Source organism: Bacillus sp. FSL K6-3200, from assembly GCF_038630485.1.
Lineage (GTDB): Bacteria > Bacillota > Bacilli > Bacillales > Bacillaceae > Bacillus > Bacillus safensis.
Window position 1 is genome coordinate 3,280,309 of sequence record NZ_CP152032.1, and the last position, 25,663, is coordinate 3,305,971.

Genomic DNA, 25,663 nt, shown 5'->3' on the forward strand with positions numbered 1-25,663 from the left:
AATTGAAGAAAATGAAAAAAAAGCCCCTGAAAAGGGACTTTTAAAAACGGGTGACTTGTACAGGAAATTCTTTTACCCCAAAAACAAACGTGCTTTGAATAGGTTTTAGCTGATCTGCAATACAGGTGATGTCTTGAAACGTATGGAGTAAAACGTCAAGCGCAATGTTGCTTTCAAGCCGGGCAAGCGGTGCACCGAGACAAAAATGAATGCCAAATCCAAAACTCATATGCGGATTTGATTTCCGGTCAAGCCGGAACGTATCTGGATCTTCAAACTTCAGTTCATCCCGATTTGCTGAAGCAACCCAGCTGATGAGGTAGTCTCCTTTTTCAATGCGTGCGCCTGCAATTTCAACATCCTCTGCGGCGATTCGGCCAATGGCTTGGACAGGCGGATAATACCGCAGCGTTTCCTCAGTCAATTGAGGAATAAGAGAGGGGTCCTGTCGAACTGTTTCAGCGATATGCGGCTGCTCTGTCAGCAGTCGTACGGCATTGGTTATTAAATTAGTTGTTGTCTCATTGCCTGCAACGAGTAATAGAATACAAAAGCCAAGCAGTTCATTCTCGGTTAAACGCTCTCCATCGATTTCCGCTTGAATGAGAAGTGAGATCAAGTCATCGGCAGGCGTTTCTTTTCGTTTTTTGATCAAATGAGCAAAATAAACGGACAGCTCCTCTTCAGCGCGTTTCTGCATATCTACAACAGCCTGAATGGCTTCTTTTGATTCATCCTTAGCACCAGCCACAAGAGCATCAGAATGTTTTTTAATCAGCTCTCTGTCCTGCACCTCTGCACCGAGAAGCTCAGCGATGATCATCACTGGCAGGGGAGCTGCTAAATCTTGCACAATATCAAACGTACGTTGATCCTTGACTTGATTTAATAGATCATGTGTCAGGTCTTTGATCTTATCTTCTAATTGCTTGATCGCTTTTGGGGTAAATGCCTTATTCACAAGCGCTCTCATCTTTGTATGTTTTGGAGGATCCATCGTTAAAATACTTGTTTTAGACGTGCTTCTTCCTCGCTGTGAAGAAAACACTTTAGGCTGCTTTAGAACAGACTGGATATCTGCATATCGAAAGAGATCCCAGCACTTTCTTGTCTCATCATATCTAATATCACTCTCTGCACGCAGCTCATTGTAAATAGAGAATGGGAAAAGAAGGTCATTGGTAGAACGGATTTCTTTCATTGGAATCACATTGACATAGTTTTCTTTCACTTTCATTATGAACGCTCCTTTTTCACATGATTTCTCTTTCACGGTATCACCAGAAAAATATCATTTCAACGGACATGTTTTCTAAAATATGTCAATAGTCTAATCGAAAGATTCAAGCACATTCACCATATAGGAAAATAGAAAGTCATTAAAATGAGAGCGCTTTCTAAAAAATAGAATTGAAGTCACCGAAACCAAAAATAAAATGGTGAATTCAGTCGAACGAAAGGGTCCTATGATTCAAATGATCATAGTTCTTTTGATCTAAATTACTGTATTTGAAAAACACGGCTAACATACTTGCAGCAAGCTGTCCGCCATGCATTCGGGACTTTTGAAAAGCGCTGGCTCTTTCTTGACACGATTTCTCATCATGTTACGATAACTAACGTGTGAAAAACACGAACAAAAAGCGAACAAGGGAGAGGATCAATATCATTGATCAAAAGAAAGTTGCTTTCATTGGAGCAGGTTCTATGGCGGAAGGAATGATCGCAGGGATTGTACGATCAGGACAGATGCCGCTAGGCCAAATTTACGCAACAAACAGACAAAATCAACTTCGATTGAATGAACTAACGAAACGATACGGAATCCAAACAGCCGCAATGGATTCATTTCCTTTTGAAGAAATGGATATGTTGATCCTGGCCATGAAGCCAAAGGATGCTGAAGCAGCACTTGAATCATTAAAACCTCATATTCGGCCAGATCAGCTCATCATGTCTGTCCTTGCAGGTGTGAAGCTATCGTATATTGAAGACATGCTGCACGAAGGCCAGCCTGTTATGAGGGTCATGCCAAATACATCAAGTACGATCGGGGCGTCAGCGACTGCTTTATCTGCTGGACGTTATGTGAAAAACGATCATATGAGCATAAGTCAGTCTCTTTTATCTGAAATGGGCGAAGTCTATACCATTCAGGAAGAGCAAATGGATATCTTCACTGGAATAGCTGGAAGCGGGCCTGCCTACTTTTATTTCTTAATGGAAAGAATCGAAGAAGCAGGAGAAGAGGCAGGTTTATCAAAGGAATTGTCTCGCCAAATTGGCGCGCAGACACTCCTCGGTGCGGCAAAAATGTTGCAAGAAACAGAGGAAAATCCTTCAGTCTTAAGAGAGAAAATTACGTCACCAAATGGAACAACTGCTGCAGGACTGAATGCATTAGATGATTTTGGCGGGGGAGAAGCGATCAAGCAAGCTGTCAAACATGCTGCCAATCGATCAAAAGAGATAAGCAATCAGCAAAAACAAAAAGTATCTATATAAATAGAGCTCAGGTACAGGAGTGATAAGGTGTACGCAGATAAAGAGAGAAAACGAATTGTTGTGAAAATTGGAAGCAGCTCTCTTACTAGCTTTCAAGGTGAGATTAGTTTGAAAAAACTAGAAAACCTCGTCAATCAAATTGTGAAACTTAAAGATGAAGGACACGAAGTCATTTTGGTTTCATCTGGTGCGGTTGCAGCTGGTTACCGAAAACTAGGATTTATCGATAGACCCAAAACACTGCCGGAAAAGCAGGCATCTGCCTCAATTGGGCAAGGGCTTTTAATGGAATCATATTCTACTTTATTTTTATCACACGGTTATATTGCCTCACAGCTCTTAATCACAAGAAGTGATTTTTCTGATGAAACGCGCTATCAAAATGTGCGTAACACAATGAACGTGTTATTGGATCGAGGCATCATCCCAATTATTAATGAAAATGATACAGTGACGATCGATCGGTTGAAGTTTGGAGACAACGATACATTGTCTGCAAAAGTAGCTGGACTCATTGATGCGGATTTCCTTGTTATTTTATCTGATATCGATGGCTTGTATGAAGATAATCCTCATACTAATCCAAATGCGAAGAGAATTCTCGAAGTGGCAGACATCACAGAAGACATCGAAGCAGCTGCTGGAGACGCAGGCAGCAGCGTAGGTACAGGCGGAATGAAATCAAAGCTCGATGCGTTTAAAATATCAATGGCCGCAGGTATTAACGGCTTTTTAGGAAAAGCCGATACGCCTCACATTTTAGACAAAGCGATCAATGGGACAGAGGACGGCACTTATTTTACCGCTGACGAAAATGTAGCGCCGCTCAACTATAAGAAGCAGTGGATTGCCTTTCATTCTGGACCAAAGGGTGAGATCGTGGTTCAAGAGAAAACACAGGAATTCCTCATGCACCGTGAGGGAAGCCTTGATTCTGATGGGATTGTCAATGTGAAAGGTTCGTTTAAAAAAGGCGATGTTGTCCGTATTTTAGATCAAGATGGAAGAGAAATAGGGCTTGGCGTTGTGAATTATGCATCAGATGAACTCGCACGTAAGAGTGACTTGTTACAAGATGAAATCGTGCATGTTGTCGATCTTGAAGCATTTGTTTGTCATTTAGATTTATCAATACCAGTTTGTTAACCAAAAAGGGAGGAATTCCATGACACTGACAGCTGAAGTTGTCACATCGGTCAAAGAAAAAGCGAAAAAAGCAAAGCACGTTTCAAAAAAACTTGGTTTACTTCAGACAGAGGAAAAAAATGACGCGCTGCTTAAAATGGCAGAAGCGTTAGAGCAAAAAAGCAGCTTCATTTTAGAGGAGAATCAAAAGGATTTAGATGCTGGCAAAGAAAAGGGCTTCTCAGAGGCACTCATGGATCGATTAATGTTAAATGAAGAAAGAATTCATGAGTTTGCTGAAAGTTTGCGGCTTGTGACGAGATTAACAGATCCTGTTGGAGAAATATTGGATGAATGGACTCTTGATAACGGCTTACACGTGAAAAGCCGAAGAGTACCGCTCGGCGTGATCGGGATGATCTATGAAGCGAGACCGAATGTCACTGTCGATGCAGCAGGCCTTGCCCTTAAGGCAGGCAACTCAGTGATTTTAAAAGGCGGTTCCTCCGCTATTTCTTCCAACAAAGCCATTGTCAGTGTGATTCATGAAGCATTGGATCAAACAACAATTCCGCGTGATGCGGTGCAATTGATTGAACAAACAGACCGTTCATCGGTTCAGGCGATGTTTCAACTAAAAGAATGGATCGATGTGTTAATTCCGCGAGGCGGAGCTTCGTTAATCAAAACAGTGGTAAAAGAATCCACTATCCCAGTGCTTGAAACAGGGACAGGAAACTGTCATGTCTTTATTGATCAAACCGCGAATGTGAACAAAGCCATTGAGATTGTGATCAATGCGAAGACGAATCGTCCGGCTGTATGTAATGCACTTGAGACACTGATCATTCATCGCGATTGGCTGAAAGAGAATGCAGCCTCATTAAATGAAGCTTTGCAGGAACACCATGTCACTGTTCATGGCGATCAGGCAGCAGAGTCTTACTTCTCAAACGCGGTTCCTGCTGGGAAAGTAGATTGGACAGATGAGTATTTAAGTCTGGATCTTGCGGTAAAGGTAGTCGATTCAATTGAGGAAGCGATCAGCCATATCGATCAGTACGGCACAAAACATTCAGAAGCCATCGTGACAGAAGATGAAAAAAATGCACTCACGTTTCTAAACGAAGTAGATGCGGCAGCCGTTTATCATAACGCATCGACTCGCTTTACAGACGGCGGCGCACTTGGCTACGGAGCTGAAATTGGCATCTCTACTCAAAAGCTGCACGCAAGAGGGCCGATGGGACTTCCTGCACTTACGACAACTAAGCTGCTTCTAAGTGGTGACGGTCAGATTAGAAGCTAGAAAAGATTCAAGAAACACTACCTTTTTATGGGGTAGTGTTTTTAACTTTATCTTAAAGAAATGCACGTTATCCTACGCTTGCACAATTTTTCTTCATGACCTTCTCAAATTTAAAAAATTCGAATTCCTCAGGTGCTAAAGGTTCATTGCCTGGGTCTTCTGCTTCATGAGGTGCGTTTGGATCTGGATGGTGTAAGTGATAAAATTCAACTATTTGAAAGCCGCACTTATTGACATAGAAATGAATGTTGCGTTTTTCAAAATAAGGGGTCACAACCTCCCATACAATCGTTTCTGGATATTGCGCCTCGATCGCTTTCCATGCTGCCTGACCAATGCCCCGGCCGTGAGAGGATGATGAGATGTATAGCAAATCAACCGAGTTGTGATGTGTCTCTTGGTTGATTTTGATCACAACGCCGCCTGCCTTTTCACGATTTAGCATAATATGATAAACAATGTGGTCATTGGAATGAAAAGACTCATCAATCACTTCATCTGGAGGAATTGGTCCACCATGCGCATCGCCAAATGCATCGATCACGCCAGCTTTAAAAGCTTTCTGAAGCTCTTTTTTCATTGAAGGGAAGTCCTCTTTATTTGCTTGTGCTAATGTTACTTCATGTTGAGTTATTTTGTTCATTTTTTTATCCTTTCCATGCGTAGTGATGTTTCTGGATGTTATAATAAAGGATGGAGTTACTCCATAGTCAAGAAAGGAGCCTTCATCATGATCAATGATGTGCAAAAAACGTTTTTCACTGGAGAATTTGCCAAGCTATTTGATGTAAAAAAGGATACGCTTCTGTATTATGATAAAATCGATTTATTTAAGCCGGCTGGTGTTCATGAAAATGGATACCGTTACTATACACTCGAGCAATTTGACCATTTTATTGCGATTCAATCCTTGCGAGCTGTTCAATTTCCGATCAAAGAGTTAAAACAATACTTCACAGAGCCTTCCCGCGAGAGACTGCAAAGCCTAGCGGCCGACCAAATAGAAAAGGTCAAACAAGAGATTGAAAAACTTCAAGACATCCAGGCTTTTCTTATGCGGGTGATGGAGACGACACATGAATTAGCAACTGTGAAAATAGGGGAGGTCCTGTTTCAAGAGCTGCCAGAAGAACCAGTTATACTAAGTGCATCAAACCCGATCGACTTCAATACACCTGTAGAAGAAATATCACGTATTGTAGGGGAGTTTTTAAAGGGAGTTGGCATAAAAGGGGCTGCGGCTAATGGTTCTGTCTTAAAAAAGGAGCAGTTCTGTAAGCGGCACTATGATGAGTCAGATCAGCTGTTCTGCCGTATGGATGGCCCAGGGGCAGTCAAAAAACCTGGCGGGCTCTATGCGGTGATGTATGATCAAGGAACATATGAAGAGATCGAATCTGCTTATTCGCATTTGTTAGATGAAATCGAGAAAGAGGGCATGATGCTGGATGGAGATGTGTTTGAGGAGTATTTACTTCATTCGCTCATGTCTAAAGATGAAGCAGAGTATATAACGAAGCTCAGTGTAAAAGTGAAGAAGCGAGCAGATGACAAATGAAAAGAGGATAGACAGCATGTGACATGCGCGTCTATCCTCTTTTTTGATGTTAACCCACTTGATTTTCGGCAAATTGACTCATATATAAGTCTGCATAAAAGCCTTTTTGTTTTAAAAGTTCGCTGTGCGATCCTTTTTCAATGATGGTGCCATCCTTCATGACTAAAATGAGGTCTGCATCCTTGATTGTTGAAAGTCTGTGTGCAATCACGAAGCTCGTTCTGCCTTTCATCAATTCATTCATTGCTTTTTGAATATGCATCTCTGTCCGAGTATCCACACTGCTTGTTGCTTCATCTAATATCAAGATCTTTGGATCTGATAAAATGGCACGGGCGATGGTTAACAGCTGGCGCTGACCTTGAGACAGGTTGCCTGCATCTTCTGTTAACAGTGTGTCATATCCATCTGGAAGCGTGCGGATGAAATCATCTGCATAGGCATGTTTGGCGGCTTTGATGACATCCTCTTTGGAAACATCCTGCCTGCCATAGGCAATGTTGTCGTAAATCGTTCCTTCAAAGAGCCACGTATCTTGAAGAACCATCGCAAATAATTCCCGTACTTGCTGACGGCTGATGTCAGTAGTTTTGACACCGCCAATGCGTATGGAGCCTTGATCTAATTCGTAAAAACGCATTAAAAGATTGATGATGGTTGTTTTTCCTGCACCTGTTGGTCCGACAATGGCAACCGTCTGTCCTTCTTGCACATCTAAATTCAAATCTTTAATAATCGGATGATCTTTTTCATATCCGAATTGAACTTGTTCAAAGCTTACATCACCTGAGAGTGATGCAAGATCAATTGCCGCATCTTCTTCGGTACTTTCTTCTTCCTCATCAAGGATTTCAAACACCCTTTCAGCAGACGCGATCGCTGATTGAACTAAGTTTGCGACACTTGATGCTTGCACAAGCGGCTGAGACATTTGCTGTGTGTATTGGATAAACGCCTGCACATCCCCGACACGAATATTCCCGTTAATGACAAGAATCCCGCCGGCTACACTGACTGCCACATAGCCAAGGTTCCCGATAAAGGTCATCATGGGCATCATTAATCCAGAAATGAACTGCGCTTTCCTTGATGATTCATACAGCTTTTCATTTAATTGATCAAATGTATCGATCGCTTTCTTTTCGTAGCCATACGCACGAACTGTCTGATGTCCTGTGAACATCTCATTAATATGTCCATTGATCGTCCCAAGCTCTTTTTGCTGCGCTTTAAAATGCTTTTGAGAAAATGACGTGATGCCGCGAATCGCAAACAGGCTGAGTGGCAGCGTCAAACAAACAAGAAGCGTAAGCAGCGGACTGATGAAGAGCATCATCACGACAATCCCAACGACTGTAATCACAGATGTAATCACTTGGGTGAGCGCCTGCTGAAGCGATGTATTAATATTATCGATATCATTCATCACACGGCTTAGTGTGTCCCCATGGGTTGTTTTATCAAAATAACGAAGGGGGAGACGTGTGAGCTTGTCATTTGCTTCTTGCCGTAATTCAGCGATGGTCTGTTGAGAGACACCGGCCATGACATATTGCTGAACGAATGAAAAGAGAGAAGCAACGACGTACAGCACGACAAGCAGCAAAAGAATTCGTGAAATGACGTCAAATTGAACGGCTGTTCCATTCGTAAAGCTGTCAAATAGGGAAGAGGTGGCATCCCCAAGCAGCTTTGGACTAATGACGTTAAAGACAGTTGACCCAATCGCTGCAATGAAGACGATGATCAGCTGAAATTTCCTAGGTTTTAAGTAGCCTGTCAAACGAAGCAGTGTTTTCTTAAATTCCTTCGGTTTTGCGACTGGCCCTTTAGGGTGACCGCCTTTATGGCCCATGCCGGAAGACATTTTCTTACTCATCCTCGCTCCACCTCCTGACCTTCCTGTGATGCGACAATCTCTTGGTACACAAGATTATCCTTTATTAATTGTTCATGTGTTCCGATACCTGCGATTTTTCCTTCATCAAGTACAATGATTTTATCACTATGCTTCACTGTACTGATTCGTTGAGCCACAATGATGAGGGCTGCATGTGCTTTTTCTGCTTCTAATGATGCCCGCAGCTTTGCATCTGTTTTGTAATCAAGTGCTGAAAAGCTATCGTCAAACAGATAGAATGATGGTTTTCGCACTAGCGCCCTTGCAATGGAGAGCCGCTGCTTTTGGCCGCCGGATAGATTTGAACCACCCTGATCAATTTCTGCATCAATTCCGCCATCTTTTTGCAGAACAAATTCTTCGGCCTGCGCAGTTCGAAGCGCCTGCCAGATGTCTTCATCGCTTGCATCGTGCTTGCCAAAGCGCACATTTTCGGCAATGGTTCCACTGAATAAAACAGCTTTTTGAGAGACATAGCCCATCTGGTTTCTCAGTTTCTCTTGAGGCAGCTCTCTAATGTCTACACCGTCTAGTGTAATCCGGCCTTCTGTCACTTCATAAAAACGTGTCATCAGCTGAAGAAGCGTGGTTTTCCCAGAACCCGTACTTCCGATGATGGCTGTCGTTTCACCAGTTTTGGCTTCAAACGTGATACCTTGAACGGCCGGTTTCTCAGCATTTGAGTAATAAAATGACACATCCTCAAAGCGAATGGATTGAGCTGGTGTGCGCAGGTCAGTCATAGACTCTTCTTTGTCTTGAATTTTTGGCTCCATGTTTAACACTTCATTCATGCGTTTAGCTGAAGCTTGTGCTCTTGGGACCATAATAAAGCTCATCGACAGCATAATAAGTGCCATTAAAATCATCATCGCATATTGAATGAAGGCAATGAGATTCCCAACTTCCATTTCTCCGGCATCAATTCGGTTTGCCCCAAGCCAGACAATGCCGATATTTGTGAAGTTCATGATGATCAGCATAAATGGAAACAAGTAAGCCATTAATCGGTTGACTCTAAGACCAGTATCCTTATAGGACGTGTTGGCTTCTTGGAATCGCTCCTTTTCATCATCTACACGGTTAAAGGCACGAATGACGCGGATGCCTGAAAGAGATTCTCGCATAATTAAATTCAGCCGGTCTGTTTTTTTCTGAAGCTGGCCAAATAGCGGAATGGCTTTTCTTGACACCAAATAGATGAATCCGCCAAGAAGGGGGAGGGCTGCTAAAAAGATAAGAGACAGGACAGCATCCCTGGAAACAGCCAAAATGATTCCGCCCACAAGCATGAGCGGGGCCCGCGTCATCATTTGTAAAATCATGATCGTCACATCTTGGACTTGTTTCACATCATTTGTTGATCTTGTAATAAAGGAAGATGTGCCGATCTTTTGAAATTCTTCTAATGAAAATTTTTCGACATGTACAAAAAGCTGTCTTCTCATATCACGCCCGAAGCCAAGCGCTGTCTTTGATGACAAGTAAGACTTCCAAATGGTGAGCAAAATGGCGAGTAAAGAACAAGCCACCATCCAGCCGCCAACCTTCCATATGTAAGCAATATCTCCCTGGACGATACCGACATCAACGATATCTGCTGTTAACGTCGGTAAATACAGCTGGAGCATACTACTTAAAAAAGTGAGAATGACAATGGACACAACGGACAGCCGATACGGCTTTAAAAACGATAAAATTGATTTCATACGAATACCTTTCTTCCATATAGTCTTTTGTTCTGTAACCCATCATATACAAAGAGGGATTATTTCTACAAATGAAATGTCTTGTTTTAGTGAATTATTTATATTGTTCAATTTTAGAAAAGAAATCCTTCACAAACACATAAAAATCATGGGCAGAAGGAGACATTTCTCTCGTTTTAGATGCAATAATTCCAACCGTTCTTCTCACTTGAGGGAAATCGATCGGAATTTTCACTGTAAATCGCGGTGTTGTTTCATAAAAGGCGCTTTCGGGTAATAAGGTAACACCCATACCTGCCGATACGAGACCTTTAATGGCATCCAAATCTTCTCCTTCAGATGAAATGGTGGGCTCATAGCCTGCCTGCTTACAAGCATCAACCGCAATTTGTCTCAGCACATACCCTTCAGGAAATAACACGAAATGATCCTTTCTTAAATCACTTAAATGAATACTCCTTTGTCCGCTAAAGGGGTGGCTAACCGGTAAAAGGGCATATATGCTTTCGGAAAATAAAATATTTCCTTCTATTTGAGAATCGTTTGTCGGTACAGGGCCTAAAAAGGCGAGATCGATATCTCGATTTTTGACCGCTTCAATGAGAAATTTATAGGATCCTTGACGAAGTAAAAAATCGACCTCTGGATATTCCTGCTTAAAGGCGGAGATAACAGAAGGGAGTACTTGGCTTGCTAGACTTGTAGGAAAGCCAATATTCACCGTTCCTTTGTGCGGATCTAAGTATTCATCAATTTGCTCTTTCGCATAATCAATGGCTTTGAGTGCAGTTCTGACATGATCTAAAAATTGTCTGCCGATCTTCGTTAATTTGATATTTCGTCCTTCTCGTTCGAATAAGGCCACTCCAAGTTCTTCTTCTAAATTCGCAATCTGCCGGCTGATGGCAGATTGGGCAACATGTAAGTTTTCAGCCGCTTCTGACACGTGTTCACGGTCTGCGACTTCTACAAAATAACGTAACTGACGAAGCTCCATTTTTGCACTTCACACCCATCTATCTCAAAAAGAGATTGTTTTGATCTAAATTATATATTGTTTATATCAATTTGAAAACTTAAAATAAGTTACAGAGTTTGTGAGATTTTATTACTGTGAAAAAACGGATCTTTTAAACGGGGGAGAGAAACGATGACTTATAATCAACTACCACAACCACAAGGTCTCTACCGTCCTGAATTTGAACATGATGCATGTGGAATCGGACTGTACGCCCATTTAAAAGGGGAGGCGACACATAGCATCGTCAAAAAGGGATTACAAATGCTGTGCCAGCTTGATCACCGCGGCGGGCAAGGCAGTGATCCGTATACAGGTGATGGTGCCGGTTTAATGGTACAGCTGCCAGACGCTTTCTTTAGAAAGAACTGCAAAGAATTTGCACTTCCTGAAAAAGGCCGTTACGGGGTAGGAATGGTCTTCTTTTCAAAAGATGATGACGAAAAAACGCGTCAAGCCATCGAACAGAAAATCAACGGGTTTATTAAACAAGAAGGTCAAACATTAATTGGCTGGAGAACGGTTCCTGTCGATGCCGGAAAAATTGGGACTGTCGCAGCGAAGAGCTGTCCGGTTGTGAGACAGGTCTTTATCGGAGCAAACGACAACATCACAGATCGTTTGTCATTTGAACGAAAATTATATGTCATTCGTAAACAGGCTGAGAACTGGGGAACAAGAGAGGAAAAGCAATTTTACTTTGTCAGTCTCTCGAGCCAAACCATCGTATACAAAGGACTTTTAACATCAGATCAAGTTGATGCATTTTATCTTGATCTACAGGATGAAACATTTGTTTCTGCATTTTCACTTGTTCATTCAAGATTTAGTACAAATACATTTCCGACATGGGAAAGAGCCCATCCAAACCGCTACTTAATTCACAACGGAGAAATCAACACATTAAGAGGAAACATCAATTGGATGAGAGCAAGAGAACAACAATTCGTATCTGAAGCCTTCGGAGACGATTTAGACAAGATTTTGCCAGTGCTGAATGCAGACGGAAGTGATTCATCCATTTTAGACAATGCCTTTGAATTCTTTGTGCTTGCAGGCCGTACACCTGCTCATACAGCAATGATGCTGATTCCTGAGCCTTGGACGGAAAACACGCACATGTCGAAAGAGAAACGGGCATTTTATGAATACCATAGTTCTCTCATGGAGCCGTGGGATGGACCAACAGCCATTTCCTTTACGGATGGTAAACAAATCGGGGCGATCTTAGACCGAAACGGATTAAGACCGGCAAGATATTATGTCACAAATGATGATCATATCATTTTCTCTTCTGAAGTTGGCGTGATCGACACGAATGAAGAAGATGTGAAGTATAAAGATCGTCTTGAGCCTGGTAAAATGCTGCTCATTGATCTAGAAGAAGGACGAATTATTTCTGACGAAGAAGTGAAATCGACCATTGCGAATGAACTTCCTTATCAAAAATGGCTCGATGAAGAAATGGTCCATGTCAATCGCTCAGAAGAAAATTCAGAAAATTCTAGTATAATGGATGATTTATTGACACGTCAACGTGCGTTCCATTATACGTACGAAGACATTCAAAAGTATTTAATTCCATTACTAGAGGAAGGCAAGGACCCAATCGGTTCAATGGGAAGTGACACACCTCTTGCTGTGTTATCAGATCGTGCGCAGTCTCTTTTTCATTATTTTAAGCAGCTGTTTGCACAAGTCACGAATCCGCCGATTGATGCCATTCGTGAGCAACTCGTGACATCAACCATGACTTGGTTAGGTGCTGAAGGCGATATTTTACATCCAAATGAATATTCATGCCGAAGAATTAAACTTTATACACCGGTCTTAACAAGCGGACAATTTAACGGCTTGAAAACGATTGTTCATAATGCCTTTAAAAGCAAAACCATTCATACACTTTTCACCGATGATTTAAAGCGCGGACTGGATGCGATGTTTGAAGAGGCGGAAAAAGCGATCAGAGAAGGTGTCTCTTTATTAATCCTTTCAGATCGTGAAATGACAGAACAAAAAGTACCGATTCCACCACTTCTTGCGCTAAGTGCACTTCATCAGCACCTTGTGCGTCAAGGCTTACGGACAAAGGTCAGTCTGATCGTTGAATCTGGAGAGGTGAGAGAGGTCCATCATTTTGCCGCACTGATTGGCTATGGGGCAGATGCGATCCACCCTTACCTTGTCTATGAGACATACAAACAGCTGATTGCAGACGAAGCGATTTCGATCAGCTTTGATGAAGCTGTTACAAAGTTTGGTAAAAGCGTGACAGAAGGTGTCGTCAAAGTCATGTCCAAAGTGGGGATTTCCACTGTGCAGAGCTATAGAGGCGCGCAAATCTTTGAAGCAGTCGGGATTAGTGAAGACGTCATTCAAGAGTATTTCACAGGAACAGCTTCTCAGCTTGGCGGGATTGATCTTGACACCATTGCCCATGAGGCGAAACTTCGCCATGAAGCAGGATATCAAGCAGCAACTGACCAGACACTTGAATCAGGCAGTGAATTCCAGTGGAGAAAAAATGGAGAGCACCATGCCTTTAACCCAAAAACGATCCATACGCTCCAGTGGGCATGCCGTAATGAAGATTACGACTTATTTAAACAATATACAAAGGCAGCGGATGAAGAAAGAATCGGCTTCCTCAGAAATTTGTTTGCATTTCAGCCAAAACAAAAGCCGGTTCGTCTGGAAGAGGTTGAATCTGCTGAATCCATCGTGCGCCGCTTTAAGACAGGTGCCATGTCATTTGGATCTTTAAGTAAAGAAGCACATGAGGCACTTGCGATTGCGATGAACCGAATTGGCGGTAAAAGTAACAGCGGAGAAGGCGGGGAAGATCCTGCCCGCTTTACAGTAGATGAACACGGTGATGACCGTAGAAGTGCGATTAAACAAATCGCTTCTGGCCGGTTTGGTGTGAAAAGTCATTACTTGGTCAATGCAGATGAACTGCAAATTAAAATGGCGCAAGGAGCAAAGCCGGGAGAAGGCGGACAGCTGCCAGGAAATAAAGTGTATCCTTGGGTGGCCGATGTACGTGGTTCTACGCCAGGTGTCGGGTTGATTTCACCACCGCCGCATCATGATATTTATTCCATCGAGGATTTGGCACAGCTGATTCATGATTTGAAAAACGCGAATCGTGATGCACGCATCAGTGTCAAGCTTGTATCTAAAGCCGGCGTTGGCACGATTGCAGCAGGTGTAGCAAAAGGAACTGCGGACGTCATTGTCATCAGCGGGTATGATGGCGGTACAGGAGCTTCACCGAAAACGAGTATTAAACACACAGGGCTTCCTTGGGAGCTTGGATTGGCAGAAGCGCATCAAACTCTTGTGTTAAACGGTCTTCGCGAGAGAGTCGTTCTTGAAACAGACGGAAAGTTAATGACTGGCCGCGACGTTGTGATGGCTGCGATTTTAGGAGCAGAAGAGTATGGCTTTGCGACAGCTCCACTTGTCGTGCTGGGCTGCGTAATGATGAGAGCATGTCATTTAGATACTTGCCCAGTCGGTGTTGCCACACAAAATCCAGAGCTTCGCAAAAAGTTCATGGGTAACCCTGATCACATTGTGAACTTCATGATGTTTATTGCAGAGGAAGTAAGAGAAATCTTAGCGGAACTCGGCTTTACATCAATGGATGAATTAATTGGACGCACGGATGTTCTAGCGGTCAGTGAACGAGCAAAAGCTCACTGGAAAGCAGGTCAGCTAAACCTTGAAACACTGCTTTATCAGCCAGAAGGAGCGCGGACATTCAGAACACCACAAAATCATAAAATTGACGAATCGCTGGATATGAATGAAATCCTTCCTTATGTGCAAGAAGCGCTGAATCATCAAACACCGGTTGATCTATCATTGAACATTCGCAATATTAACCGTGTGGCCGGAACCATTACTGGCAGTGAAGTGTCTAAGCGCTACGGGGAAGAGGGCTTGCCAGAGGATACAATCACATTAAGATTCACTGGTTCAGCTGGACAAAGCTTCGGCGCATTTGTGCCAAAGGGCATGTCTCTCTATTTAACAGGTGATTCAAATGACTATATCGGCAAAGGACTCTCAGGAGGCAAAATTGCTGTGAAAACATCTGATCACTTTGTACAAAATGGACATGAAAACGTCATTGTAGGTAACGTCGCATTTTACGGTGCAACTAGCGGAAAAGCTTATATTAACGGGCGTGCTGGTGAACGATTTGCTGTTCGTAATTCAGGTGTACATGTCGTTGTTGAAGGAATCGGAGATCACGGCTGTGAATACATGACTGGTGGACGTGTCGTCATTTTAGGAGATGTTGGGAAAAACTTTGGTGCAGGTATGTCTGGCGGTGTGGCCTACATCCATACATCGGATGCAAAACAGTTCAAAAGAATGTGTAACATGGAAATGATCATGTTTGAAAAGCTCACAGATCATGAAGAAGAACAAGAAGTAAAGCAAATGATTAAGGAACACCTTGATTATACAAACAGCTCAAAAGCAGCAGCACTTCTTGAAAACTGGGAGCAAGAAAAGGATCAATTCATCAAAGTCATCCCGAGAAATTACAAAATGATGCTTCAAAGCATCGAAGAACAAAAACAAGCGGGCCTCAGTCATGAAGAAGCGGTGATGTTTGCCTTTGAAGCAAACACAAAACCGAAAAATCAAGAAACGGCAAACGGGCAAAAAGCAGCCCTCGCTCATTAAGAAAGGGGAGAGGACAATGGGCAAAGCAACAGGTTTTATGGATTATAAAAGAGAAAAGCCAAATGAACGTGACCCTCTCACTCGTCAAAATGACTGGAAAGAATATTCAGCTCCTTATACAGATGACGTATTGAAGAAGCAGGGCGCTAGATGTATGGATTGCGGAACACCGTTTTGTCAAATTGGGATGGAGATCAGGGGCGGCGTGTCTGGCTGCCCGATCTACAATTTAATTCCAGAGTGGAATGATCTTGTCTATCGCGGGAGATGGAAAGAAGCTCTCGAAAGACTGCAAAAAACAAATAATTTTCCAGAGTTTACTGGGAGAGTATGTCCTGCGCCTTGTGAGGGTTCATGTACAGTCGCTATTAATGATCCAGCTGTTTCGATTAAAAATATCGAACGCACGATCATTGATAAAGGCTTTGAAAATGGATGGATCACACCAAGAATCCCTTCAAGCCGTACAGGGAAGAAAATTGCCATTGTCGGCTCAGGACCAGCAGGACTTGCAAGTGCTGATCAATTAAACCAAGCAGGGCACGCTGTAACAGTGTTCGAACGTTCTGACCGTCTTGGCGGACTGCTGACATACGGGATTCCGAATATGAAGCTCGACAAAGAAGTGGTCGAGCGAAGAGTCAAACTTCTAAGACAAGAAGGCATTGACTTTGTGACGAACACAGAAATCGGCGTAGATATAACTGCCGACGAACTGAAAGAGCAGTTTGATGCAGTTATCCTTTGTACAGGTGCACAAAAGCAGCGTGATCTGTTGATTGAAGGCCGGGAAGCAAAAGGGATTCACCTTGCGATGGATTATTTAACCCTCGCAACGAAAAGCATGCTTGATTCAGGATTTAAAGACAAAAACTTCATTGATGCAAAAGGAAAAGACGTGATTGTGATTGGCGGAGGAGATACAGGTGCAGACTGCGTCGCAACTGCACTTCGCCAAAAAGCAAAAAGTGTTGTTCAATTCGGGAAGCATCCAAAGCTTCCGGATACACGTGTAGGGGATAACATGTGGCCAGAACAGCCTTATGTCTTCTCGCTGGATTATGCTTATGAAGAAGCACAAGCAAAATTCGGAGAAGATCCGCGTCAATATTCAATTCAAACCACAAAGATTGTGGCAGATAAAAATGGGAAATTAAAAGAGCTTCATACCATTCAAATGGAAAAGGTGAAAAACGAACAAGGGAAGTTTGAATTTCATGAAATTCCAGGGACAGAGAAGGTATGGCCTGCTCAGCTCGTCTTTATTGCAATTGGTTTTGAGGGAACTGAACAGCCGCTTGTGAAACACTTTGGCGTGGACAGCAAAAACAATCGCATTGACGCAAAATATGGGGAATATACAACAAATGTAGAAGGCGTATTTGCAGCGGGAGATGCAAGACGCGGGCAAAGCTTGATTGTCTGGGCAATTAATGAAGGCAGACAAGTGGCGCACGAGGTAGACCGTTATTTAATGGGGAGTTCGGTTCTGCCAAAATAGGTCAAACAAAGGGTGTTACAATATAAAGAAAAGCCATGACCAGCGTATGGTCATGGCTTTTTATGATTCAGAAATGGTATGGTTGATCAACACTTTTTTACGTTTAAGCTGCGATACGACTAAACAGAGGAAGACAATAAGAACAAAAAGGGAAATGGTCAAAAAGCCAAACGTATATGAGCCAGTCAATTCTTTTAAACTGCCAAGAATATTAGGTAAAAAGAATCCGCCAACGCCTCCAGCAGCCCCAACAATTCCGGTCACAATCCCAATTTCTTTATGAAATACTTGAGGCACCAGCTGAAAAACAGCGCCATTCCCCATCCCAAGGCACATCATCCCCACAAATAAAAGCGCAATAACCACAGGTAAAGCTGGAAGACTGCTCACTCCTCCTAAGCAGATGCCGATGATTCCGAATAATGCAAGCAGTACTTTCATTCCGCCTATTTTATCGGCAATGAGACCGCCCACAGGCCGAAAGAAGCTGCCTGCCGCCACACAAAGGGTCACAAAATCACCAGCATGAATCTTCGAAACCCCATATTGATCTACAAAGAAAATACTGAGGAAACTGGAAAGCCCGACAAACCCTCCGAATGTGATCGCATAAAGCAAACAGAAAAACCAAGTCGATTTCACTTGAAATACTGAAAAGTACGACCGAATCGGCTGAGGAGCAGGCTGATTCGGTGCATCTTTAGCAGTGAAAATAAAAAACAAAAAGACAAGACTTAACGGAAGCAGAGCGAACCCCATTACGGCATGCCACCCGTAAATCTCCGCAAGCCTTGGACCAAATAAGGTGGAGATTAGTGTTCCACTATTCCCGGCGCCTGCAATCCCCATGGCTACTCCTTGTAAGTGAGGAGGATACCAGCGGCTTGCCATTGGCAAAGCAACAGCGAAACTTGCTCCTGCTACTCCAAGCAAAATCCCTATCAGTACTAGCTCTGAAAGGGTTGTACCAGCTATAAACCCCCAAATAAGCGGAATGGTCGTTAAAAGCATTCCTATCACTGCAGTCTTTTTAGGTCCTATTCGATCGGTGAATAAACCAAGCACAATCCGAAAAAAAGAACCAGATAGAATTGGAATGGCCACAATCATGCCTTTCTCTACGGTTGATAAAGCAAAATCTTGTGCAATAAAAGCACCCAGCGCCCCTAACAAAACCCAAATCATAAAGCTTACATCAAAATATAAAAAGGAACCAAACAATGTCTTAGGATGACCACTTGATTTTAATTCTGAGAGTTTCATAAAACGCCTCCTCCATTTTGAATTTTCTGACTTAAAGATAGCGAGTTCACTTATGTAATGAAAGTATTATGTGAGAAAAATTGACATGAATAAACACTTTTTTACAAGTGTATGCCATAATCAATCCATACAATGTGCTCGAGCAAGAGGCTTAGAAAGGTTGATTTCAGATGGCAAAACGCAAACTTGTGTTTATCGGAAACGGCATGGCGAGTATGAAATGTATCGAAGAGATCATTCAAAAGCAGCCAGAACATTATGCCATAACAGTCATTGGAAAAGAGAAGCACTCTGCCTACAATCGCATAAAACTTTCGTCGATTTTACAAAAAAGCGAATCATTCGCTGAAATTCAACTAAAGGAAAAAGAATGGTACACCGCGCATGACATCACATTGTACAAAGGAGAATCAGTTGTACATATCGATACAAATCAAAAGTGTGTCATGACAGATGCGCGCCGGGAAATTTCCTATGACAAGCTCGTCATTGCAACGGGTTCATCGCCAAATTTTCTTCCTATTCAGGGTGTGTCCAAAAAAGGGATATACGCTTTTCGGACAATTGATGATTATGAGGCCATTTGTGCGGATGCGGTGCATTATCAACAAGCAGCAGTGATCGGAGGCGGCGTCCTTGGTGTGGAGGTGGCTGCTGGTCTGCAGATTGCGGGGCTGGAAACGACCATCATTCATCATACGGAGCGGCTGATGCAGCGCCAATTAGATGAAACAGCTGCCGGATTATTAGAGCGACAATTCATACGAAAGGGCATTCAGGTGAAAACAAATGCCCATACCATTGCATGCTTAGGCGGTGAGAGGGTAGAAGGCGTTCTATTGAAAAATGGCGACATCGTGGATGCTGATCTTGTTATTTTTACAACAGGTATCCGTCCGAATATACAGCTTGCAGAGAATCATGGCATACACACGAGAAAAGCCATTGTCGTTAATGACGTGATGCAAACAAATGTCCCGAATATTTATGCGATTGGAGAATGTGCAGAGCACCAAGGGATGGTGCATGGTCTTGTTCAGCCCATTTATGAACAAGCAAGCGTGCTCGCTAAGCATCTTTTAGGAGAAAAAATCACACATACACCAAAGCCCATTTACTCAACAAAATTAAAAGTACCTGATTTGCCGATTTATTCTGCTGGATGTATTGAACATCATTCTCCGTTTATGTCAGCTGTGACTTATTTAGATGAAGAGCAAGAGGTGTATAAAAAATTCGTCTTTGAACGTCAGGCGCTGGCAGGTATTTTATTCGTCGGAGAGCTGGGGAATGCCGATCAGCTTTTGCAAGATGTAAAAGTGGGACGTGATAAAAGTGTGGTCATGAAAGTCCTTCATGAAAAGCCATCATCCCCACTAGATTCATTAAAAATGGAAGACCTCGTCTGCCAATGTCAAACCGTTACAAAAGAGACGATTTTAAAAAGCATTTCGGTTCATCAGCTGACAAACTTAGACGAGGTGAAAAAAAAGACAGGAGCAGCAACTGGGTGCGGCGGCTGTCAAGAGCTCGTCCGTGCTTGCTGCCAGTTACCATCACATGAACAAACGGAATCGCTGGCCTTTTTTTGTCCATGTACAGAAGTAGAGGAGCAGACCATTTTTTCGTTTATTAAAAAGCAGCAGCCGGTGAATGCTGAAGAAATAAGAAGACATTTTCAATGGAAAACGAATCACGGCTGCGGCAACTGCCGGCCGGCCATTCAATACTATCTCGAGCAATTTCAAGGATCGGTGGAAAAAATCGGTGCTGCTGAGCAGGAAGACATGTTGACTCCTCAATTATATGGGGGCCGGCTTGATCTGGATTTTTTGAAAATCATTACGTCTTTGTTAGAGAACAGGCTGATTGAGCAGGCAGAGCTGACAAAGCATAAACGAATACGGCTCATCGGTGTGTCAAAACATGCGGCACAAATCGTCAAAAATCATTGGCCAATTATGCCTAATGAGAAAAGAAGACTATCTCATATCCTTTCATGCGACTGTGACGATCCAGCTGTCACGTCACTTGTGATGGAGCTGGAAAGACAAGTGGAAGATACACTTTTACCAGCTGTCACATCCATTCATATCACCGGTGCTTCTTGCACGTGTAAACTTGCTCTAATTGATGACATCTGTCTGAAAAAGCAGCTGGGTGAATGGAACATTTATATAGGAGGCCAGCTTTTTTACACCTTGGCTCATTCAAGTGAGCTTATTCCTTTTTTAAAAGCGCTGCTTGAAGAGTATAGAAAAAATGCTTACTTTCAAGAATCCATTGGCGATTGGCTTTCCCGGCAAGGGAACATTTCTATTCGAGAAAAGTTACTTGATGAGGAAATAAGTGAAGAGCTCTGTGCGCAATTTGACCAAAGAAGACAAGGAAATGTAAGACATAAGGATGTGAAGGTATGAGTCAATCTTTTTTACAATATGCCCAGCAAAAATCAAAGCAGGAAGAACAAAAGCGAGTGTTCCCAGCCCAATGTCCTTTTTGCAGTATGCAGTGCAAAATGCAATTAATCGAGCAGCATGTGGAAGGGCGAACACGCTACCAAACGATTGGTGTACACAATCCAACTACGCACGGAAGACTTTGTATGAAAGGACAGCATGCACACCAGCACGCGCTTCATAAAGATCGCCTGAATCATCCGCTGATCAAAAGAAACGGACAATTTGTAAAAGCGACATGGCAGGAGGCTCTCGAAGAAATCAAAACAAACATAGAATCCCTTCAGCTGTCGCATGGCCATGATGTGATCAGTGTGTACGGAAGCGCATCAATTACAAATGAGGAAGCGTACTTACTCGGAAAATTTGCAAGGGTGGCGCTGAAAACGAAATACATCGATTATAACGGCAGACTATGTATGTCTTCGGCAGCAACTGCCGCAAATCAAACATTCGGACTTGACCGTGGTCTGACCTTTCCTTTAAGCGACATCAAGCATGCACGGGTGTTGATATTGGTTGGAACGAATATAGCGGAATGTCAGCCAACCTTCCTGCCCTACATTGAAGAGGCAAAAAACAATGGCGCATTTCTCATCGTCATTGATCCGCGCAAAACTCCGACAGCCCAATTAGCCGATTTACATGTCAGCCTAAAACCAGGGTCAGATGCCGCCTTGGCAAACGGGATATTACACATCATACTGCATGAGCATTTAATCGATGAATCATTTATTCATCAACGAACATCAGGTTTCCAAGAACTAAAGGAGCACATCTCACGCATCTCCTTGTCAGACATTGCTGAGCAAACTGGCGTGACGATTGATGTGATGCAGAAAATAGCAAGGAAATTCGCGCAAGAAAAGACAGGCATGATTTTTACAGCAAGAGGCATTGAGCAGCAAATAGACGGTACAGCCTCTGTGCGTAATTTCCTGAATATTCTGCTTGTTACTGGGAAGATCGGCCGCTTTGGATGCGGCTATGGCGCAATAACCGGCCAGGGAAATGGCCAAGGAGCAAGAGAGCATGGGCAAAAAGCAGATCAGCTCCCAGGATATCGAGATATCTCAAACCCTGCTCATAGAAAAGAAATGGCTGAACGATGGAACATTGATGAAAAAGAACTCCCAGGAAAGGGCGTGTCTGCTTTTGAGATGTTTGAAAAAATGCAGGCAGGTGAGATCAAAGCGCTCTTTTTAATGTGCTCAAATCCTGTCCAGTCAGGGCCGAACGCGCACTTGATTCAGCAAGCCATCAAGAACTTGTCCTTTTTTGTTGCTGTTGATTTATTTATGTCTGAGACAGCTGCACTGGCAGATGTAATTTTACCTGCTTCGTCATATTTAGAGGATGAAGGTACCGTGACAAACATAGAGGGGCGCGTTACGCTTAGAGAAGCAACATATCCACTTAAACACCAAAGAAAGCACGATTGGCAAATCATTTGTGAAATAGCAGCTGTATTAGGCAAAGACAGCCATTTTTCCTTTTCATCCGCAGAAGAGATCTTTGAGGAATTAAGAGCCGTAACGAAAGGTGCAAAGGCTGATTATTCAGGCATAACCTATGAAAGGCTAAGGAAGGAACAAGGCATAAGGTGGCCTTGTACTCATTTAGCAGACCCGGGAACTGAAAGATTATTTGAACATGCATTCTCACATTCTGACAGTTTAGCGAAGTTTGCCGTCGTCACACACGGAAAAAAGGCTGCAAAGGAACCCGTCAGTCAAGAATACCCTCTTTATTTAACGACCGGCAGGGTGATGGCTCATTACCAAACAGGCGTTCAAACAAGAAGGAGCACCTCTCTTGTTGCCAGACAGTTTGAAGCATATGCAGAGCTTCATCCTGACACAGCGAAAACGTATGGACTTCAGCACGGGGAGCTCGTGACCATCAAGTCAAAAAGAGGAAGTGTTATCATCAGATGCCGCATTTCAGACACCATTCGAAAAGATACCATATTTGTTCCATTTCATTGGAGCAAACATCAATCAATTAATCAATTAATTGATGATCAACTAGATCCGTACAGTAAAATGCCAGGTTTTAAATATTGTCCTGTACAGCTGTCAGCCTACGTGAATGAAAAACTATGTGAGAAATTTTAACATGTATTTTCCATCTATGTTTAGATTATGGTACTTTCTAAAAAATGATCACATGAGGGGTGTTTTTTCATGAAAGAAAAACTCGTATTAGTGGGGAACGGTATGGCCGGCATTCGAAGCCTTGAAAACATTTTAAAAACAGACGGCGAACGATTCGACATGACGGTATTTGGGACTGAACCGCATCCTAACTATAACCGAATTCTTTTATCGAAAGTGCTTCAGGGGGATACGAAGGTTGAAGATATTACGTTAAATGATTGGAACTGGTATCAAAAGCATGATATTCAGCTGTTTACAAACGAGACCATTGTGAAGATCGATACAGAGAACCAAACAGTCACCAGTGATCAAGGACGGACCGTGCATTATGACCGATTGATTTTAGCAACAGGGTCACGTCCATTTATCCTGCCAATTCCAGGGAGTGATAAAAAAGGCGTGACGGCTTTTCGTACATTGCAAGACACTGAGGAAATGGTCAATGCCTCTACTATGTACAAAAAAGCTGCAGTCATCGGAGGCGGACTCCTTGGGCTTGAAGCCGCACGCGGTCTATTAAACTTAGGCATGGAAGTGAATGTCATTCACCTCGGCTCTCATTTAATGGAACGCCAGCTAGACCCTATTGCAGGCCAGCTTCTTCAAAAAGCATTAGAAGAACAGGGCATGAAATTCCTGCTAGGAAAACAGACAAATGAGATTTTAGGAGATACAAGAGTAGAAGGTTTATCATTTTCAGACGGCACTACACTTGAGGTGGACCTAGTCGTCATGGCTGCGGGAATTAAACCAAGTAAAATTCTTGCAGAAATAAGCGGGCTTGAAGTGAACCGTGGTATTATCGTCAATGATTTTATGGAAACAAGTGTCCCGGGCATTTATGCTGTCGGAGAATGTGTGGAACACAGGGGACAAACGTACGGATTAGTTGGCCCTTTATACGATCAAGCGACTGTACTTGCCAAGCATGTATGCGGCTTGAACCCTGCTCCATATGAAGGCTCTGTTCTGTCAACACAGCTGAAAGTATCAGGAGTTGATGTATTTTCAGCTGGTGATTTTATTGAAAACGATGAGAAAAAAGCGATTAAGATTTTTGACGAACAAAAAGGCATCTATCAAAAACTCGTCTTCCAGCAAAACCGTTTAGTAGGCGCGGTCATGTTTGGAGAAACAAGCGATGGACCTCGTTTATTCTCGTACATTAAAGAAGGAATAGATATGTCGGATATGGAGAAGGTATCTGTCTTAACCTCCAATGATCCAGCGCAAGAAAGCATGATTGACAGCATGGCAAATGACCATATCGTTTGCGGCTGTAATGGCGTGTCAAAAGGGCAGATTGTGGAAGCCATTCAGAAAGAAGGCTTAACAACGTTTCAGGAAGTCAAGCAATGTACAAGTGCCTCACGATCTTGCGGAGGCTGTCAGCCTGTTGTCGAAGAGATTCTTTGGCATACGCTAGGTGAGGATGCAAGCAGGACAGCCCAAAAAGAAACCATCTGCGCCTGCACCACTCTTTCACGAGATGAAGTCATTCACGAAATCAAAGAGAAAGGGTTGCAGCATGTCAAAGAAGTGATGAATGTACTTGACTGGAATACAGAAGAGGGCTGTTCAAAATGCCGACCTGCACTGAATTATTATTTAGGCATGCTTCATCCACTTGAATACAAAGATGAAAAGAGTTCACGCTTTGTAAATGAACGCATGCATGCCAATATTCAAAACGATGGCACCTATTCAGTTGTTCCGCGAATGTACGGAGGCGTCACCAATGCAAATGACTTGAGGAAAATAGCCGATGTCGTCGACAAATATGAAATACCGCTTGTGAAAATGACTGGCGGTCAGCGTATTGACCTTCTAGGTGTCAAAAAAGAAGATTTACCAAAAGTGTGGGCGGATCTAGATATGCCATCGGGTTATGCATATGGGAAATCTTTAAGAACAGTTAAAACATGTGTTGGAGAACAATTTTGCAGGTTCGGCACGCAGGACTCCATGGCTCTTGGAATTGCACTTGAAAAGAAATTTGAAGGTCTCGCGACACCGCATAAAGTAAAAATGGCCGTCTCTGCTTGTCCGAGAAACTGTGCAGAGTCCGGAATTAAAGACCTCGGCATTGTGGGAATTGATGGAGGGTTTGAATTGTATGCCGGCGGAAATGGCGGCACACATCTGCGGGCTGGAGATTTATTAATGAAGGTCAGTACAGCAGAAGAAGTAGAGCAAATGGCCGCAGCATACCTGCAATATTACAGAGAAACGGCAAATTATTTAGAAAGAACCTCTGCTTGGGTTGAACGATTTGGGTTAGAACATATTCAATCAGTACTCCTGGATGATGAAAAACGAGCAGCCTTAATCGAAAGAATGGACATTGCGCTTTCAACATATGAAGAGCCTTGGCAGGAGCTTCGCGAGAGTCAAAAAGACACGAGACAATTATTTCAAAAAGCGACGGCTTCCGTATAAATCAATTGAAGGGA

The 25,663-nt window shown here is 42.9% G+C and carries 15 protein-coding genes; 9 read left to right on the plus strand and 6 right to left on the minus strand.

Going from position 1 to position 25,663, the window contains the following annotated elements; translation table 11 throughout:
- Positions 1-40: 40 nt before the first annotated feature.
- Entirely contained in the window at positions 41-1,237 is a 1,197-nt protein-coding gene (locus MHI60_RS16905; protein ID WP_144470813.1) for a cytochrome P450, read from the minus strand.
- 470 nt (positions 1,238-1,707) lie between these two features.
- Here MHI60_RS16905 and proC point away from each other — a divergent pair, with 470 nt between their 5' ends.
- The 3 genes from proC to MHI60_RS16920 are packed head-to-tail and all read left to right on the plus strand — an operon-like array spanning position 1,708 to position 4,939.
- Positions 1,708-2,505 carry a pyrroline-5-carboxylate reductase gene (proC, locus tag MHI60_RS16910; RefSeq protein ID WP_342502625.1) on the plus strand — a complete coding sequence of 266 codons (798 nt, stop codon included), beginning with the start codon at positions 1,708-1,710 and terminating at the stop codon, positions 2,503-2,505.
- Positions 2,506-2,532: 27 nt separating this feature from the next.
- Positions 2,533-3,651, plus strand: coding sequence for a glutamate 5-kinase (gene proB / locus MHI60_RS16915; protein WP_144470809.1), 1,119 nt, complete (start codon positions 2,533-2,535; stop codon positions 3,649-3,651).
- Between the two features lie 19 nt (positions 3,652-3,670).
- Positions 3,671-4,939, plus strand: coding sequence for a glutamate-5-semialdehyde dehydrogenase (locus tag MHI60_RS16920; RefSeq protein ID WP_144470807.1), 1,269 nt, complete (start codon positions 3,671-3,673; stop codon positions 4,937-4,939).
- Between the two features lie 67 nt (positions 4,940-5,006).
- Here MHI60_RS16920 and MHI60_RS16925 read toward each other — a convergent pair whose 3' ends face one another.
- Positions 5,007-5,582, minus strand: coding sequence for a GNAT family N-acetyltransferase (locus MHI60_RS16925; RefSeq protein WP_144484342.1), 576 nt, complete (start codon positions 5,580-5,582; stop codon positions 5,007-5,009).
- Between the two features lie 87 nt (positions 5,583-5,669).
- On the opposite strand from MHI60_RS16925, the gene MHI60_RS16930 reads away from it, so the two are divergent.
- A complete protein-coding gene (locus MHI60_RS16930) occupies positions 5,670-6,497 on the plus strand; it encodes a MerR family transcriptional regulator (RefSeq protein WP_144470803.1) in 828 nt (275 codons plus the stop codon).
- Positions 6,498-6,546: 49 nt separating this feature from the next.
- Here MHI60_RS16930 and MHI60_RS16935 read toward each other — a convergent pair whose 3' ends face one another.
- The 3 genes from MHI60_RS16935 to MHI60_RS16945 form a co-directional block, all read right to left on the minus strand.
- A complete protein-coding gene (locus MHI60_RS16935; RefSeq protein WP_144484340.1) occupies positions 6,547-8,376 on the minus strand; it encodes an ABC transporter ATP-binding protein in 1,830 nt (609 codons plus the stop codon).
- The gene (locus MHI60_RS16940; RefSeq protein ID WP_111292539.1) at positions 8,373-10,106 is read right to left on the minus strand and encodes an ABC transporter ATP-binding protein; all 1,734 of its coding nucleotides are present in this window, start codon (positions 10,104-10,106) and stop codon (positions 8,373-8,375) included. Before MHI60_RS16940 ends, MHI60_RS16935 begins: the two co-directional genes overlap by 4 nt.
- A gap of 94 nt (positions 10,107-10,200) precedes the next feature.
- Positions 10,201-11,103 carry a LysR family transcriptional regulator gene (locus MHI60_RS16945; RefSeq protein ID WP_034280677.1) on the minus strand — a complete coding sequence of 301 codons (903 nt, stop codon included), beginning with the start codon at positions 11,101-11,103 and terminating at the stop codon, positions 10,201-10,203.
- Between the two features lie 153 nt (positions 11,104-11,256).
- Here MHI60_RS16945 and gltB point away from each other — a divergent pair, with 153 nt between their 5' ends.
- Together gltB and gltD are read left to right on the plus strand one after the other, a co-directional pair.
- Complete coding sequence (gene gltB, locus MHI60_RS16950) at positions 11,257-15,828, plus strand: glutamate synthase large subunit (protein WP_144484338.1); 4,572 nt, start codon at positions 11,257-11,259, stop codon at positions 15,826-15,828.
- A gap of 16 nt (positions 15,829-15,844) precedes the next feature.
- The gene (gene gltD / locus MHI60_RS16955; protein WP_024428371.1) at positions 15,845-17,329 is read left to right on the plus strand and encodes a glutamate synthase small subunit; all 1,485 of its coding nucleotides are present in this window, start codon (positions 15,845-15,847) and stop codon (positions 17,327-17,329) included.
- A gap of 60 nt (positions 17,330-17,389) precedes the next feature.
- On the opposite strand, the gene MHI60_RS16960 is transcribed toward gltD, so the two are convergent.
- Entirely contained in the window at positions 17,390-18,592 is a 1,203-nt protein-coding gene (locus MHI60_RS16960) for a nitrate/nitrite transporter (RefSeq protein ID WP_144484336.1), read from the minus strand.
- 170 nt (positions 18,593-18,762) lie between these two features.
- Between MHI60_RS16960 and MHI60_RS16965 the strand changes: the two genes are divergently transcribed.
- The 3 genes from MHI60_RS16965 to nirB all read left to right on the plus strand — a co-directional run bounded on the left by MHI60_RS16965 (position 18,763) and on the right by nirB (position 25,649).
- Positions 18,763-21,012, plus strand: a complete 2,250-nt coding sequence (locus MHI60_RS16965; protein WP_144484334.1) for an FAD-dependent oxidoreductase — start codon at positions 18,763-18,765, stop codon at positions 21,010-21,012.
- The gene (locus tag MHI60_RS16970; protein WP_144484332.1) at positions 21,009-23,168 is read left to right on the plus strand and encodes a molybdopterin oxidoreductase family protein; all 2,160 of its coding nucleotides are present in this window, start codon (positions 21,009-21,011) and stop codon (positions 23,166-23,168) included. Before MHI60_RS16965 ends, MHI60_RS16970 begins: the two co-directional genes overlap by 4 nt.
- A gap of 69 nt (positions 23,169-23,237) precedes the next feature.
- Positions 23,238-25,649 carry a nitrite reductase large subunit NirB gene (nirB, locus tag MHI60_RS16975; protein ID WP_144484330.1) on the plus strand — a complete coding sequence of 804 codons (2,412 nt, stop codon included), beginning with the start codon at positions 23,238-23,240 and terminating at the stop codon, positions 25,647-25,649.
- The last annotated feature ends 14 nt before the right edge of the window (positions 25,650-25,663 follow it).